At 71.4% G+C, this 14856-nt stretch carries 10 protein-coding genes, 5 tRNA genes and 1 riboswitch; of the genes, 6 read left to right on the top strand and 9 right to left on the bottom strand.

Annotated features, from left to right (window positions below; translation table 11 throughout):
* Positions 1-17: 17 nt before the first annotated feature.
* From ACIPWY_RS15380 to ACIPWY_RS15370, 3 genes are all read right to left on the bottom strand, one after another.
* Positions 18-962 carry an aldo/keto reductase gene (locus ACIPWY_RS15380; protein ID WP_362908429.1) on the bottom strand — a complete coding sequence of 315 codons (945 nt, stop codon included), beginning with the start codon at positions 960-962 and terminating at the stop codon, positions 18-20.
* A 109-nt stretch (positions 963-1071) separates the two neighbouring features.
* Positions 1072-2121 (bottom strand): M23 family metallopeptidase, encoded by a 1050-nt coding sequence (locus ACIPWY_RS15375; protein ID WP_362908430.1) that lies wholly within the window; start codon positions 2119-2121, stop codon positions 1072-1074.
* A gap of 11 nt (positions 2122-2132) precedes the next feature.
* Positions 2133-2278: riboswitch (cyclic di-AMP (ydaO/yuaA leader) on the bottom strand.
* 259 nt (positions 2279-2537) lie between these two features.
* Positions 2538-3644 carry a PP2C family protein-serine/threonine phosphatase gene (locus ACIPWY_RS15370; RefSeq protein ID WP_362908431.1) on the bottom strand — a complete coding sequence of 369 codons (1107 nt, stop codon included), beginning with the start codon at positions 3642-3644 and terminating at the stop codon, positions 2538-2540.
* 199 nt (positions 3645-3843) lie between these two features.
* Here ACIPWY_RS15370 and ACIPWY_RS15365 point away from each other — a divergent pair.
* Positions 3844-3917: transfer RNA gene (locus ACIPWY_RS15365), tRNA-Met, on the top strand.
* A gap of 58 nt (positions 3918-3975) precedes the next feature.
* Here ACIPWY_RS15365 and ACIPWY_RS15360 read toward each other — a convergent pair.
* Positions 3976-4431, bottom strand: coding sequence for a tellurite resistance TerB family protein (locus ACIPWY_RS15360; protein WP_383889677.1), 456 nt, complete (start codon positions 4429-4431; stop codon positions 3976-3978).
* Between the two features lie 209 nt (positions 4432-4640).
* Between ACIPWY_RS15360 and mgtA the strand changes: the two genes are divergently transcribed.
* Positions 4641-7190: a magnesium-translocating P-type ATPase gene (gene mgtA, locus ACIPWY_RS15355; RefSeq protein WP_401533455.1), complete on the top strand. Its 2550-nt coding sequence runs from the start codon at positions 4641-4643 to the stop codon at positions 7188-7190.
* A 73-nt stretch (positions 7191-7263) separates the two neighbouring features.
* Here the strand turns inward: mgtA and ACIPWY_RS15350 are convergent.
* The 5 genes from ACIPWY_RS15350 to ACIPWY_RS15330 all read right to left on the bottom strand — a co-directional run bounded on the left by ACIPWY_RS15350 (position 7264) and on the right by ACIPWY_RS15330 (position 12728).
* Positions 7264-7336, bottom strand: a tRNA-Lys gene (locus ACIPWY_RS15350).
* A 121-nt stretch (positions 7337-7457) separates the two neighbouring features.
* Positions 7458-9002, bottom strand: a complete 1545-nt coding sequence (locus ACIPWY_RS15345; RefSeq protein ID WP_401533453.1) for an amino acid permease — start codon at positions 9000-9002, stop codon at positions 7458-7460.
* A 218-nt stretch (positions 9003-9220) separates the two neighbouring features.
* On the bottom strand, positions 9221-11473 hold the full coding sequence (locus tag ACIPWY_RS15340) for a DEAD/DEAH box helicase (protein ID WP_401533451.1): 2253 nt from the start codon (positions 11471-11473) through the stop codon (positions 9221-9223).
* Between the two features lie 233 nt (positions 11474-11706).
* Entirely contained in the window at positions 11707-12240 is a 534-nt protein-coding gene (locus ACIPWY_RS15335) for a hypothetical protein (RefSeq protein ID WP_393699060.1), read from the bottom strand.
* A 137-nt stretch (positions 12241-12377) separates the two neighbouring features.
* Positions 12378-12728, bottom strand: coding sequence for a metallopeptidase family protein (locus tag ACIPWY_RS15330; RefSeq protein WP_362908436.1), 351 nt, complete (start codon positions 12726-12728; stop codon positions 12378-12380).
* An 81-nt stretch (positions 12729-12809) separates the two neighbouring features.
* Between ACIPWY_RS15330 and ACIPWY_RS15325 the strand changes: the two genes are divergently transcribed.
* The 4 genes from ACIPWY_RS15325 to ACIPWY_RS15310 all read left to right on the top strand — a co-directional run bounded on the left by ACIPWY_RS15325 (position 12810) and on the right by ACIPWY_RS15310 (position 14741).
* Positions 12810-14375, top strand: a complete 1566-nt coding sequence (locus ACIPWY_RS15325; RefSeq protein ID WP_362908437.1) for a metallophosphoesterase — start codon at positions 12810-12812, stop codon at positions 14373-14375.
* Between the two features lie 81 nt (positions 14376-14456).
* Positions 14457-14529: transfer RNA gene (locus ACIPWY_RS15320), tRNA-Glu, on the top strand.
* A gap of 39 nt (positions 14530-14568) precedes the next feature.
* Positions 14569-14643, top strand: a tRNA-Asp gene (locus ACIPWY_RS15315).
* A 24-nt stretch (positions 14644-14667) separates the two neighbouring features.
* Positions 14668-14741: transfer RNA gene (locus ACIPWY_RS15310), tRNA-Phe, on the top strand.
* Positions 14742-14856 lie beyond the last annotated feature (115 nt).

Raw genomic sequence — 14856 nt, 5'->3', positions numbered from 1 at the left:
CAGGGCCCACGTCCGGGTCAGGCGGACGCCTCGGTGAGCTTCGAGAGCTCCGCGTCCGTCAGCTCCAGTTCGGCCACGGCCACCAGCGCCGGCAGCTGCTCCACGGTGCGCGCGGACGCGATCGGGGCGGCCACCGTGGGGCGGGACGCGAGCCAGGCGAGGGCGACGGTCGCGACCTCGGCGCCGTGCGCCTGCGCCACCTCGTCCAGGGCCTTGAGGACGCGCAGGCCACGCTCGGTCTGCAGGTGCTTGGCGGCGCCCTCGGCCCGCACGCTGTCGACCTCGGTGCCCGGCCGGTACTTGCCCGTCAGGAACCCGGACGCCAGGGCGTAGTACGGGACGGCCGCGAGACCGCCCCGCGAGGCGACCTCCTGGAGCCTGCCCTCGTAGGTGTCACGCGAGACGAGGTTGTAGTGCGGCTGGAGCGCCGCGTAGCGGGCGAGGCCCTCGCGGTCGGAGAAGTCCAGGGACTCCTGGAGCCGCTCCGGGGTCAGGTTCGACGCGGCGATGGCGCGCACCTTGCCCGACGTCACCAGCTCGTCGAGGGCGGTGATGATCTCCTCGACCGGCACGGACGGGTCGTCGAAGTGCGTGTAGTAGAGGTCGATGTAGTCGGTGCCGAGGCGGCGCAGGGACTCGTCGGCGGCGGACTTGATGGTGTGCGCGGACAGGCCCTTGAAGTCGGGGTGGGCGCCGACCTTGGTGGCGATGACGACATCGGAGCGGTTGCCGCGCGCGGCCAGCCACTTGCCGATGACGGTCTCGGACTCGCCGCCCTTGTTGCCCGGAACCCACGCCGAATACGCGTCGGCCGTGTCGACGAAGTTGCCGCCGGCGGCGGTGTACGCGTCGAGCACGGCGAGGGACTGCGCCTCGTCGGCGGTCCAGCCGAACACATTGCCGCCGAGGGAGAGCGGGAACACCTCGAGGTCTGACGAGCCGAGCTTGCGAAGAGAAGTCATGACGAGTCACAACACCGATGTGGATCAAGATATTCCGGTCACGCCGGACCGGCAGTCCTGACGTCGGGGGGTTGCCGTCAGGACCGCCGGGGTTCGGAGGGCGCGAGCCTCAGATCGTCAGACCGTTGGAGCGCAGCCACGGAGCGGGGTCGACCCCGGTCGCCTGGCCGCCCGGGTGGACCTCCAGGTGGAGGTGCGGCCCGGTCACGTTGCCGGTGGCGCCGACGCGGCCGATGACATCGCCGCTGGTCACCTTCTGGCCGGCGCTGACGTTGAGGGACGACTGGTGGCAGTACCAGAGCTCGGTGCCGTCCGGCAGCTCCAGGACGGTGCGGTAGCCGTACGCGCCCGCCCAGCCGGCCTCCTTGACGGTGCCGGAGTGGATCGCCTTCAGCGGCGTACCCGTCGGAGCGGCGAAGTCGAGACCCGTGTGATAGCCGGAGGACCACATCGAACCGGGCTGACCGAACGTACCGGTGATCGTGTACGAGGAGACCGGCAGCGTGAAGCTCTTGGCGAGCTTGGCGAGGCGCTCGGCCTCGGCCTTCTTCTTCGCGGCCTCCTCCGCCTCCTTCTTCTCGGCGGCGGCCTTGGCGGTGGCGGCGTCCCGCTCCTTGGCGGCGTCGTCGGCGGCCTTCTTCGCGGCGGCCTGCTCGGCGGCCGCGGCCTCGGCCTGGGCGGCCTGGTCCTGCTGCTGCTCGGCCTGCTGCATGATGCGGGCGCGCAGGGCCTCACCGGCGGTCGTGCCCTGCGCGGCGTCCGCGGTGCTGACGCCGGCTTCGGTCAGCGGGCTCGCGGAGGTGCCTGACGAGTCGTCGGAGTCGTCGGATATCAGCGCGCCCACGCCGGGCAGCGACTTGGCGTCGGGCAGGGAGTCCTTGACGGCCGACAGGTCGGGCATCGAGATGTGTACGGGGGGCTTGCCGCCCTGCGCGGTGGCGATGCCGCCCGCGCCGACGGCCGCGATCACGCCGACGCCGAGAACGGTGGAGCTGCGCGCGAGACCGCCGCGCTGCTTGGCTACGCGGTGCCTGCCGCGTACGGGGCGAATGGACTCCTCGGTGGGGTTCCACTCCTCCCAGGTCTGCTCGTCCGCTGAGCCGAAGGCTTCGTCGATCGGCGCGTAGGAGAACTCTGGGGCAGGCCGGTTGGACGCCACTGGGGCGCACTCCTTTCCTTCCTTCTCGCCTACCGGGTTAGCTGACGGGTTCGGAGCAGGAAGGTCTCCTACCGACGCCTTCCGCAAGGAAAGACGTCCGATTCACCCCAAGTTGGTGGTTCCCCGGCTCCCTTGCGGGATTAGGCGCGTGCGCACGGAGCCATCTCTTGTGACGGCTGGGACGACCGCGCTGCGTTATCGAACGTTAATAGACACCAGGGCTCGATTCCAAGCTGTTCCGACTGATCGTTAACGCCTTTGGCCTGGACTTATCGGGGCACCAGCGGGCGGAATCGGGCGAGTTGACCGGTCGTCGGAACGGGCGATTCATCTGACGGTTTGTCAAATGTTATGCGCAGTGGCGCCGTTCGACTACGTAATGTGATGACGGTGGTCACGGCTGCTTCACAGCCGCTTCACGGCCGTCTCACGGCGAGCAGAGCCATGTCGTCCGTCGTGCCGCCCCCGGTGTGCCGGCGGACCTCGGCGGCGAGCGCGGCCAGCAGCGGATCGGGCCCGGAGAACATCCGCCCGGCGAGCCGCGCCGCCGGGTCGTAGAACGTGCCCTGCGCGTCGCGCGCCTCCGAGAGGCCGTCGGTGTAGAGCAGCAGCGTCGCCCCGGACGGGAACTCCGTCTCCGAAGCGCGGTCGGGCCAGGTGCCGAGCTCGCCCATCCCGAGCGGCAGCGCGGGCTCCGGCGGCGACAGGACCTTGAGCGCCCCGTCGCCGCCCAGGATCAGGGGTTCCGGATGGCCCCGGTTGATGACCCGTACGAGGCCGTTGCCGTGCGGGATCTCGGCGAGCACGGCCGTGGTGAAGCCCTCGGTCTCGTCCAGGCCGTGGCGCCGCATCCCCTCCCGCGCGAGCGCCCGCTCCAGACGCTGCGCGACCGCCTCCAGCGTCGCCTCCTGCTCGGCCGCCTCCCGGAAGGCACCGATGACGACGGCCACGGCGGCCACCGCCCCCATGCCCTTCCCGCGCACGTCGCCCACGACGAGCCGTACGCCGTGCGGGGTGTCCTGCACGGCGTACAGGTCGCCGCCGATGAAGGCGCCTGCCTGGGCGGCCTCGTAGCGGGCGGCGATCTCGAGGCCGCCGATGCGCTCCGCGGGCTCGGGCAGAACGGCGCGCTGGGCCGCCTCGGCGATCTGACGCACAGAGGTGAGCTGCTCGCTGCCCCGCCGCACGACGCGGTTCATGACACAGGCGAGGACGGCGACGGTGACGACCGTGACGAGTTCGGTGATGGCGTCGGTGTCGTAATCGCGGGTGTATCTGAGATGCACCCCGAGTACGACGGCGACGGTCGCGAGGCCGGTCAGGAGCGTGCCACGGGGCGAGAAGAACGGGGCCGCGACCAGCGGGGCCGCGGTGAACAGGGGTACGCCGGTGAACGTCGACGGCGTCACGTAGTCGTAGACCGCCCCGATCACGACGAGGAGCACGGGTACCAGACGTACGAGGAACCGGGCGCGGGACAGGCCCTGCTCCGTCTCTCGTCTGTGCCCTCCTCGCTGCCCCACCACTCGTCTCCCGCCACCGTCCGCGTCGGTCCCGCGTCTGCGCACGTCATCGGGCCCCACTCCAGAGTTCCCCCCGGACAGGCGACGGGCGACCTGGCGGGACCGACCGGGTGAAAGGGGTCCGGGGCGGCGGATCGCGGAACGCCGGGCAACCGATTCGCGTTCTGTCGCCGCAATGGCGTAGAGTCGTGTTTACCGACGCGGGGTGGAGCAGCTCGGTAGCTCGCTGGGCTCATAACCCAGAGGTCGCAGGTTCAAATCCTGTCCCCGCTACTGAAGGCCGAAGGCCCGGAACCATTGGTTCCGGGCCTTCGGTGTATTCCATGTCCCTTTACAGGTCGAACTCGTGCGGGGGCAGGTCGAGCATCAGGCAGGCCTCGCGGACGACGGCCTGCTCGGTCTTGTCGAAGTCGCCGTCGGCGCCGCCGATGACGATGCCGATCTGGATGACCGCGCGCGCCTCGGCGGGCTTCTTCTTCGCCTTGGCGATCTCCTGGAGAACGCTGACCTTGCCGAAGGCGAAGTCGGCGGTCAGCTTGTTCAGATTCGCGTCGAAGCGGCTCTGGAGCTGGTCCGCCGGGAAGTTCTGCAGCACCTCGTTCGAGGAGATGAGCTGGGCCACGCGGCTGCGCTCGGCCGGGTCGACGGTGCCGTCGGCCGCGGCGACCAGCGCACACATCGCCATGCTCGCGTCACGGAAGGCGCCGCTCTTCAGGTCGTTCTTCTTCGCCATGAGCTGCGTCTGCATCGTCGACGCGGACTCCTTGAAGCGATCCCACAGGGCCATGACTCTCCTCGTTCGACACATAATGATCTTCTACAGCGCTGTAGAAACTAGCGAGGAGCGGCAAAAGTTCCGCCCCTAAACTGAACCCTTCGAAGCCTTCGAACCCCTTACGGGGGAGCCTTTCGCGGTCCGGTGAACGGGATTCGCGGTCCGATGAACGGGAGAAGACGACGGTGACGACACCCGAGAATCGCTGACGGCGCCCGAGAGTGACCGACACCGCCCCGCAGACGGCCCCCGGCCGTACGACGCTCCAGCTCCTGCGCTCCCTCGACAGCGGCCCGTACGGCCTCACCGAGGCGGAGGCCGAGCGGCGCCTGGCCCGCCACGGCGAGAACGTCCCGCCGGGTACGCGTCCCCTGTCCTGGCCCCGCCTCGCCGCCCGCAGCCTGCGTGACCCGTTCACCGGCGTCCTGCTCTGCCTCGGCCTCGTCTCGGCGGCCGTCGCGGCCTGGGGCACCGCCTGCGTGATCCTCGTCCTGGTCGCCATCAGCTGCGGCCTGCGCTGTGCGGGCGAGCGCCGCGCGGACAGCGCCATGGCGGGCCTGCGCGACCTGGTCGCGACGACGGCGACCGTGCTGCGCCGCCCCGGCGACGACGAGACCGCCTCACCGGCCGAACGCGAGCTCCCCGTAAGCCAGTTGGTGCCCGGCGACGTGGTGCGTCTCGGCCCCGGCGACCTGATCCCGGCCGACGTACGACTCCTGCGGGCGCAGGGCCTGAGCGTGCAACAGGCCGCGTTCACCGGGGAGTCGGTGCCGGTCGACAAGCGTCCGGTGGACCTGCCCGCGGACGGCGAGTCGACGCAACTGTGCTTCCAGGGCGGCAGCGTGGCGTCCGGGAGCGCGAGCGCCGTGGTGCTCGCGACGGGCGCCGGCACCCGCTTCGCGGCGGCCCACGGAACGGTGGGCGCACGGCGCGGGGCGAGCGCGTTCGAACGCTCGGTGCACGGCATCTCGTGGACCCTGATCCGTTTCATGCTGCTGACGCCTCCGCTGGTCCTGATGGCGGGCGCCGCGCTGCGCGGCCGGGGCCTGGAGACCCTGCCGTTCGCCGTCGCGGTGGCCGTCGGGCTCACACCGGAGATGCTGCCGGTCATCGTCACGACGGCGCTCGCCCGCGGCTCGGCGCTGCTCGCCCGTACCCACGGCGTCATCGTCAGACGGCTCCCCGCGCTGCACGACATCGGCGCCGTCGACATCCTGTGCGTCGACAAGACGGGCACCCTCACCCAGGACCGCCCGGCCGTCGACCTGGCCCGCACCGACCCCGACGCCCTCCACTGGGCGGCCGTCTCCGCCTGGTGGACACTCCAGCTCGCCGACCTGCCGGCCCCGGACGCGCTCGACGAGGCGGTCATCGGGCACGCGGACGCGGCCGTCACCGACGCGTACGACGGGCTCACCGCCCTGCCCTTCGACCCCGTACGGCGCCTCGCCACCGTCGTCGTCCGGCGGCCCGGCACGCCCGGCACGGTCACGCTCGCCGTCAAAGGCTCCGTGGAGAACGTCCTGGAGCGGTGCGCCCTCGACGAAGCGGAGCGCGCGAGCCTGCTCGCCCGAGCGGCGGCGCTGTCCGGCGACGGGCTCCGGCTCCTCGCGGTGGCGACCGCCGAACGCCCCGCCCGGCACCGCGCGTACAGCACCGCCGACGAACGCGGCCTCACCTTCACCGGCTTCGTCGCCTTCACCGACGCCCTCGTGCCGACCGCCGCGCGGGCCCTGCGCGACCTCGGCGAGCGCGGCGTCACGGTCAAGGTCATCACCGGCGACCACCCCGGCACGGCGGCCCGTGCCCTGCGCGATCTGGGGCTCGCCCCCGGCGACGTACGGACCGCGGACACCCTCGACGCGCTCACGGACGCGGAACTGGCCCGCCTCGCCCACCGCACCACCGTCTTCGCCCGCTGCGCCCCCGCAGACAAGGCGCGCATCGTCACCGCCCTGCGCTCCGGCGGACGGACGACCGTCGGCTTCCTGGGCGACGGCGTGAACGACCTGCCCGCGCTGCGCGCCGCCGATGTCGGGATCTGCCCGCGCGACGCGGCCGCGGTGGCGCGCGACGCGGCGGACATCGTCCTCGCGCAGCCGGCGGACCGGCCGGGCAAGGACCTCACCGCGATCGGCCACGCGATCACCGCGGGCCGTCACAGCAGCGGCAACATCGCCACGTATCTGCGGGTCACGCTCTCCTCGAACCTCGGCAACGTGATCGCGATGCTCTCGGCGGGCCTCCTGCTGCCGTTCCTGCCGATGCTCCCGGCGCAGGTGCTCGCGCAGAACCTGTGCTTCGACGCGGCCCAGCTCTCGTTCGCCTTCGACCGGCCGGCGCCCGCCGCGCTGCGCCGCCCCACGACGCTGCGCCCGCGCGACTTCCTGCGCTTCATCACCGGGTTCGGCCTCCTCAACGCCGCCGCCGACCTCGCGACCTTCGGCGTCCTCGCGCTCGCCCTGCACTCCACGGCGGGCGCGACCGACGAGGCGGCGTTCCACTCGGGCTGGTTCACCGAGAACCTCCTGACACAGGCTCTGGTGATGCTGCTCCTGCGCACCGGCCGCGCCCCGCGCACCCCGGGACCGGTCCGCTGGGCGGTCACGTCCCTGACCGTCGTGGGCATCCTGCTGCCTCTGACCCCCGCCGCCCGCCCGCTCGGCATGGCTCCCCTGCCGCCCGTGTACTACGCACTCCTCGTGGCGGTCCTCACCCTGTACGCGGTCGCGCTGACGGCGGTGAAGAGGCGGTACCTACGGGAGGCGTGAGGGGCAACGGAGTTCGGCGGGAACAGCACAGCGGCCCGGCCGGCCGAAGCCGTCCGGGCCGCTGTTCACGCGGTAGACCCTGTGGGACTCGAACCCACAACCAATGGATTAAAAGTCCACTGCTCTGCCAATTGAGCTAAGGGTCCACGCGCCGGCCCGCGCCGACGCATCCCCGAGCATAGCCCGCCGGGGCCGGGAGGCCGATCGGGTATCGGCCTCCACGGCCTGTCGGATGTCACACGGGCGGCCCGGCGGCGCGCCCGCCGCTCACGGATCGACCGGTTCCGGCGCTCCCACACGCCCCGCCTCACGCGCGGCGGTCCGCGCGTGCGCAGGGTTCAGGAACCAGTGCCGGGCCGACACCAGCCACCACACTCCCGCGAACCCGAGGACCACAAGGACCGCGATCGGGGCGTAGTTGAACGTCTCCCAGGTGACCGGCGAGACCTGCGGCAGCATGAAGAGGATGGTGATGACCGCCACCCACACCACCGCCACGACCCCGATCGGCCGCGACCACCTGCCCAGGTGCCAGGGCCCGCGCTCGAAGGCGTCGCCCTTGCGCAGCCGCAGCAGGGTCGGGACGACGTACGCGATGTAGAGGCCGATGACGGCGATCGAGGTCACGGCCGCGTACGCCGTGACGTTGATGAGGTACGGCAGTCCGAGCACGAGCGCGCCGAACGCGGCCAGCCACACCGCGGCGACGGGGGTACGGGTGCGCGGGCTGACGGTGTGCCAGATGTGCGAGAAGGGCAGCGCGCCGTCGCGCGAAAAGGCGTAGATCATGCGGCTGTTGGCGGTGACGGAGGCCATGCCGCAGAAGAGCTGCGCGCCGATGACGACGAGCAGCAGCAGCTTCCCCGCGGTCGCCCCGAGCGCGTCGAGCAGGATCTGCGCGGGCGGCGCGCCCGTGGCCGAACCGAGGGCGCCCTGGTACGACTGGATGGCGAAGGTGAAGCCGAGCAGCAGCACGAACCCGGCGATCCAGGACGTCCAGATGGAGCGCACGATGCCCTTCGGCCCCGCGGTGGACGCGTCGTGGGTCTCCTCGGTCATGTGCGCGGAGGCGTCGTAACCGGTGAAGGTGTACTGGGCCATCAGCAGTCCGATCAGGACGACGTAGAACCCGCCGCCCCAGCCGGTGTTGTTGACGAACTTCGTGAAGACGAAGGACGCGGACTGGTGGCTGTCCGGCGCGAAGGCGAGGGCGCCGACGATGACGGCGACGCCGATGACGTGCCACCAGACGCTGACGCTGTTGAGCAGCCCGACGATGCGGACGCCGAAGGTGTTGAGGAGTCCGTGCAGCACGAGGATCGCGGCGAACAGCAGGATCGTCCGCCCCGGCGTCACCTCGAAGTCGAACTGGAGGTTCAGATACGCGCCGAGGAAGGACGCGGCGCCGAAGTCGATGCCGGCGGTCACCGCCACCTGCCCGAGGACGTTGAACCAGCCCGTGAACCATGCCCACGCGGCGGCCGTCCGCGCGGGTGCGAGCCGGTGCGCCCAGAAATAGAGGCCGGCGGAGGTCGGGTACGCGGAACAGATCTCCGCCATCGCGAGCCCGACGAACAGCGTCATCAGCCCGACCCCGACCCATCCCCAGGTGATCACGGCGGGGCCACCGGTGTTCATCCCGAACAGATACATCGTCAGACACCCGGAGAGCACCGAGATGATCGTGAAGGAGACGGCGTAGTTGGAGAACGCCGACATCCTGCGGGCGAGGACCTGCGTGTAGCCGAGCTGGGCGAGACGTTCCTCGTCGGTCGATGGCGGCGGTTGCTGCGCCGCTGGGTCACTTGTCATGCCCCCAGCGATTCCCGTGCCGGGGGCGGGGCATGCGCGGGCGTTGGCCAAAAAATGCCCGCGGGTGAACAGCGGTACAGGAGCACGAAAAGAACGGCAGCGCAGGAGCACGAAAAGAACGGCGGTACCGGAGCGCGAAAGAAGAAGGGCCCGGGAGACGTGATCGTCTCCCGGGCCCTTCTCAGGTCAAGCAGTCAGGCCGTTCAGCCCGACGACCGTCAGCCGTTGCGCTTCCAGCGCGGCTTCTCGTCGCGACGGAACGAACCGCCGGTCGAGCCGGAGCCCGCACCGCGGTGGTCGTCGCGGCGACCGGTCGGACGGTCGTGGCCGCCGGAGCGGAAGCCGCCGCCGGCGGGACGGTCGTCGCGACGGTCACGGTTGAACGGACGGTCGCTGCCGCGGTGGCCGCCGGAGGGGCGGTCGTCACGGCGGAAGCCGCCGCCCGAAGGGCGCTCGTCACGACGGTCGCGGTTGAAGCCGCCACCGGAGGGACGGTCGTCACGACGGTCACGGTTGAAGCCGCCCGACGGACGGTCGTCGCGACGGAAGCCGCCGGACGGACGGTCGTTGTCACGACGCTCGAAGGAACGGCCACCGCGGTCGTCACGACGGTCGCGGTCGAAGCCGCCACGGTTGTCGTCACGACGGTCACGGTTGAAGCCGCCACCCGAGGGACGGTCGTCACGGCGGAAGCCACCACGGTTGTCGTCACGACGGTCACGGTTGAAGCCGCCCGACGGACGGTCGTCGCGACGGAAGCCACCACGGTCGTTGTCACGGCGGTCACGGTTGAAGCCGCCCGACGGACGGTCGTCGCGACGGTCGCGCTTCTCGTAGTTGCCCCGCTCGTCACGGCGCTGCGGACGCTGCTCGTACGAGGACGAACGCTCCTGACGCTCGGCCGGCGCGGCAGTGGGCTGCTCCGGGACGGACGCCTCGGCGGCCTTCTCGGCAGCGGCGGCGACGGCGGCGGCGACGCCCTCGGCGTCCTCGCCGCGCTCACGGGCGGCACGCGCGGTGAGGCGGTCGGCCTCCTCGCGCAGCTCGCCGGCGCGGCGCGTGGCGCGCTCCAGCTCCTTGGTGAGGGAGGTGACCTCACGCTCGGCCTGCTGCGCGGCGTTGCCCGCGGACTCGGCCTGGACCTCGGTCATGGACCGGGCACCGGTGATCTCGGCGACCTCCGGGTCGAAGGCCGCACCGCCCTGGATGATGTGGCGCGAGGCGTCGACGCCCGCGTCCTCCATGAGGCGGAAGATCTGGCGGCGCTGGTGCGGCAGCGACAGGGAGACGACGACACCGGACTTGCCGGCACGCGCGGTACGGCCCGAGCGGTGCAGGTAGTCCTTGTGGTCACCGGCCGGGTCCACGTTCAGGACCAGGTCGATGCCGTCGACGTGGATACCGCGGGCGGCGACGTCGGTCGCGACGAGCGCGTTGACGTAGCCGTCCTTGAAGTCGGCGAGGACGCGGGTACGCGCGCCCTGCGTCATGCCGCCGTGCAGCGCGTCGGCCTTCACGCCTGCGTCCTGGAGCTGCTCGGCGATGCGGTCGGCGCCCAGCTGGGTGCGGACGAAGATGATCGTGCGGCCCTTGCGGGAGGCGATCGCGGAGGTGACCGGCGCCTTGTCCTTGGGCTTCACGATCAGGATGTGGTGGGTCATGGTCGTGACGGCGCCCTGGGCGGCGTCGACCTCGTGCGTGACCGGGTTGTTCAGGTAGCGCTTGACCAGCGTGGAGATCTCGTTCTCCATCGTGGCCGAGAACAGCATGCGCTGGCCGTCGGACGGGACCTGGTCGAGCAGCTCGGTGACCTCGGGCAGGAAGCCCAGGTCGGACATCTGGTCGGCCTCGTCGAGAACGGCGATCTCGACGTTCGCGAGCGAGCAGGCGCCGCGGTTGATGATGTCGCGCAGGCGGCCCGGGGTGGCGACGAGGATGTCGACACCGCGCTCGAGGGCGTAGATCTGGTTGCCCATGGACGTACCGCCGCAGACGACCTTCATCTTCAGGCCGAGGACGTCGCCGTAGGGCTGGAGGGCGTCGGCGACCTGCATCGCCAGCTCGCGGGTCGGGGTCAGGATGACCGCGCGGGGCTTCTTCTTCTCGGTGTGACCGCCGGCGAGACGCGCCAGGGTCGGCAGACCGAAGGAGAGGGTCTTGCCGGAGCCGGTGCGGCCACGGCCGAGGATGTCCTTGCCGGCCAGGGCGTCCGGGATGGTCGCGGCCTGGATCGGGAACGGCGCGGTCACGCCGTTCTGCGCGAGCTTCCTGACGATGCCCTCGGGCAGACCGAGGTCGCCGAAGGTCAGGGTGGGCTCGGCGGGGGTGTCGGTGTCGGCGGAGACATCGGCCGAGGCGCCGGCAGCGGCCTCTGCGACGGCAACGACGGTCACGTCCTCGTCGACGGCGAGAACCTGTACGGCCTCGTCGTTCTCGGGCATGACGGAGTGGTCAGAACTGGAAATGGACATGCGAAATGCGAAACCTTCCGGAGTCTCGGCACGCGCCCGTCAACTCCGTGAATTTCGCAATCGACCGCCTCAATGCGGTCCAGCCACGGCTGGGGAGAGAACGCGCCACGCGGCGCTCTCTTAACGGCGCCGGGCAAATGGGATCAAACGATCTACCACCATAGTCACCCACCACCCCCCAGTGCAAACCGATTCACTGAGACCCCGCTCACATGCGCCCCCGAGGTTCACTCCTACGCAGGCGTCCCCGCCCGCGGCGCCGGCTCCCGGTCGACCCGGACGCGGGCCGACGCCTGCTCGTGCGCCGACGACGAGGGCTCCGCGGTGGTCGGGTCCGGAGTCGGCGGCGTGGGGGTGTCGGGGGTCGGCGTGGGGGTGTCCGCGGTGCGCGTCGGGGTCGGCCGGGACGGTGGCGTGGTCCGCCCGCTCCCCGAGGGCTTCGCCGGGCCCGTGGCGCCCTTGGAGGGGCTCGCCGACGGGGACGCGTCCCCCGAGGCCGCCTCCGACGCGGTGTCGCCCGACCCCGGCGACGACGACCCGTCAGCGCCTTCCCGGCCCCCGGCCTGCTCCTCGCCGCCCCCTGGCACCACCGCGCCGCCGTCCGGCGCCGCCCGCCCGCCGTGCCGCCCCGCCGAGTGCGACGGAGCGGGCCCGCCCCCCTCGTGGGCGACGCTCATGCAGCCGGTGGTCGCCGCCGTGACGGCCACCACCACCGCGGCCAGTCGAACGAGACGAGCCGGATGAGGGGGTACGGGCAGCTGGCGCACGGGCGAGCACCTCCGGGGCGCTGAAAAGCTGAGGCTGAAGCCGAAACGGGAGCGGGAACCGCCGGGAAACGAAACCGGCGTCACCTTTCCCAACTCCCGTCCCCCGCAAGAGGACACGCCCGCTCACGGCCCGGCCGTCACCCGTATCCGAGGGCGTGCAGCCGCGCGTCGTCGATCCCGAAGTGGTGGGCGATCTCGTGGACCACGGTGATCTCCGTCTCCGCGACGACGTCCTCGCGGGACTCGCACATCCGCAGCGCGGGTCCCCGGAAGATGGTGATGCGGTCGGGCAGCACGCCCGCGTACCACTCGCCCCGGTCGGTCAGCGGCGTCCCCTCGTAGAGGCCGAGCAGCCCAGGATCCCCGGCGGGGGGCTCGTCCTCGACGAACACCGCCACGTTGTCCATGAGCCGCGTCAGCTCCGGCGGAATCCGGTCCAGGGCCTCGGCGACCAGTTCCTCGAACTCCTCGCGCGTCATCTCCAGCACACCGCCATTGTCGGCCACCCGCCCGCAGATCGGCCCGTCCGTCCGGGCATACGGGACCATCCGCATGGGCATACGGGACCAATGGCCCGCGTCCCCGCTGTCGCCGCCCTGTCCGCCCTGCGGAACATCCCCTCCGCGGTCGGCCGCCGCCATCGCGCCCGCCGCCCCCGCCCCGCCGGCGATCTGACGCCCCCGCCCCGCCCGTACCTCCGCGCCCTCGGCCTCGCCGCCGTCGTCCTCATGGGCGCCTGGCTCGGCCTGCTCGTCGTGGGTAACGTCCGCGTCCCGGTCGGCCCGATGGACACCCGGATGACGCTGCGCCCGTCCCTGACCGGCGGCACGAAGATCAACGTCTCGCCGCTCGGCTCCCTGGAACTCAAGTCGCACACGGCCCCCATCCGCCTCGACGTGGACGTCGACCGCCTCGACCCGGTCCGCTCCCAGGCCCTGGTCGACCACCCCGAACGCCTCTCGGGCCTCCAGGACGAGGTCACCCGCGACGTCGAGCACGGCACCCTCGACCTGGCCCTGCGCTCCTGCGTCGCCGTCGTCTCCGGCGCCACCGCGCTCGGCCTCGCCGTCTACCGCCGCCCCCGCCGCGCCCTCGGCGCCGGCGGCCTCGCCCTCGCCCTCCTGGCGGCCTCGGGAGGGGCGGCGTACGCGACCTGGAACCCCAAGTCGGTCCTGGAGCCGAAGTTCTCGGGCCTGCTCTCCTCGGCCCCCTCGGTCGTCGGCAACGCGCGCTCGATCGTCACCGAATTCGACGTCTACCAGAAGGAGTTGGCGCGCCTGGTGACCAATGTGACCAAGCTCTACGACGTGACCTCGACGCTTCCCGCGTACCGGCCGGACCCGTCCACGATCCGCGTCCTGCACGTCTCGGACATCCATCTGAACCCGGCCAGCTGGAAGATCATCTCCTCGCTCGTCGAGCAGTACGACATCTCGGTGATCGTCGACTCCGGCGACACGATGGACCACGGCTCGGCGGCCGAGAACCCGTTCCTCGACCCGATCAAGGACCTCGGCGCCCCGTACGTCTGGGTCCGCGGCAACCACGACTCGGCGACCACCCAGCGCTACCTCTCGCACATCAAGAACGTCCGCGTCCTCGACAACGGCAGGGCGGTCACCGTCGCCGGGCTGCGCTTCGCCGGCACCGGGGACCCGCAGTACACGCCGGACCGCGCGGTCAAGGCGCAGGGCGACCCGGCCGAGCGCATGGCCGGCCTGCGGCTCGCCTCCGCGCTGCGCGACCAGCGGGCCGCGGGCACACCGGTGGACATCGCGATCGCCCACAACCCGGTGGCCGCCCGCGAGACGGACGGCACGGTCCCGCTGGTCCTCGCCGGCCACATCCATCACGAGGAGACCGAGGTGATGAAGCTCGGCACGCGGCTGCGCATCGAGGGCTCGACCGGCGGCAGCGGCCTGCGCGCCGTCGACGACGGCTCCCCCGACCCGGTGCAGGCGTCGATCCTCTACCTGGACCGCGACACCCGCCGCCTGCAGGCCTGGGACGAGATCGAACTGGGCGGCCTCGGCCTGACGACGGCACAGGTCAGCCGCCATCTGCCCAAGGAGAACCAGCCCGGTGCGACCCCCTCGCCGACCCCGCCCACGGGCTCGCCCGCACCGTCTCCCTAAACCGTTTTGGCGATCCCTCCCCGCATCCCATATGCTTCTCACGTCCCCGACGCGCTGCGAAGCGCCCAGGCGGGCCAATTAGCCCTCATCGTCTAGTGGCCCAGGACGCCGCCCTTTCAAGGCGGTAGCACGGGTTCGAATCCCGTTGGGGGCACGCAACACCCTGTGCGACACTTGTGTCGCACAACAGCTTGGTCCTGTGGAGCAGTTTGGAGTGCTCGCCACCCTGTCAAGGTGGAGGCCGCGGGTTCAAATCCCGTCAGGACCGCTGCGATTCGTTCGCGAACCGCGTGGCTGGGTAGCTCAGTTGGTACGAGCGATCGCCTGAAAAGCGATAGGTCGCCGGTTCGATCCCGGCCCCAGCCACAAGATTCAGGCCCCGTCTCCGGACGGGGCCTGTTGCGTTTCCCTGGGGCGACCGGGCCCCGAAGGCCGCGCCCGCGGCGAAGCCGCCATCGGACACAGCAAATCCCGTCAGGAC

It is taken from the genome of Streptomyces sp. NPDC090032 (genome assembly GCF_044748025.1).
In the GTDB taxonomy this organism is placed as follows: domain Bacteria; phylum Actinomycetota; class Actinomycetes; order Streptomycetales; family Streptomycetaceae; genus Streptomyces.
The sequence above is the reverse complement of the archived record's forward strand: the minus strand, read 5'-3'. Positions and strand labels throughout refer to the sequence as shown.

What these genes read in the sequence shown, in the direction of transcription:
- ACIPWY_RS15380 (WP_362908429.1), bottom strand. Translation starts at nt 962, where the DNA reads ATGACTTCTCTTCGCAAGCTCGGCTCGTCAGACCTCGAGGTGTTCCCG.
- ACIPWY_RS15345 (WP_401533453.1), bottom strand. Translation starts at nt 9,002, where the DNA reads ATGACAAGTGACCCAGCGGCGCAGCAACCGCCGCCATCGACCGACGAG.
- ACIPWY_RS15325 (WP_362908437.1), top strand. Translation starts at nt 12,810, where the DNA reads ATGGCCCGCGTCCCCGCTGTCGCCGCCCTGTCCGCCCTGCGGAACATC.
- ACIPWY_RS15340 (WP_401533451.1), bottom strand. Translation starts at nt 11,473, where the DNA reads ATGTCCATTTCCAGTTCTGACCACTCCGTCATGCCCGAGAACGACGAG.
- ACIPWY_RS15360 (WP_383889677.1), bottom strand. Translation starts at nt 4,431, where the DNA reads ATGGCCCTGTGGGATCGCTTCAAGGAGTCCGCGTCGACGATGCAGACG.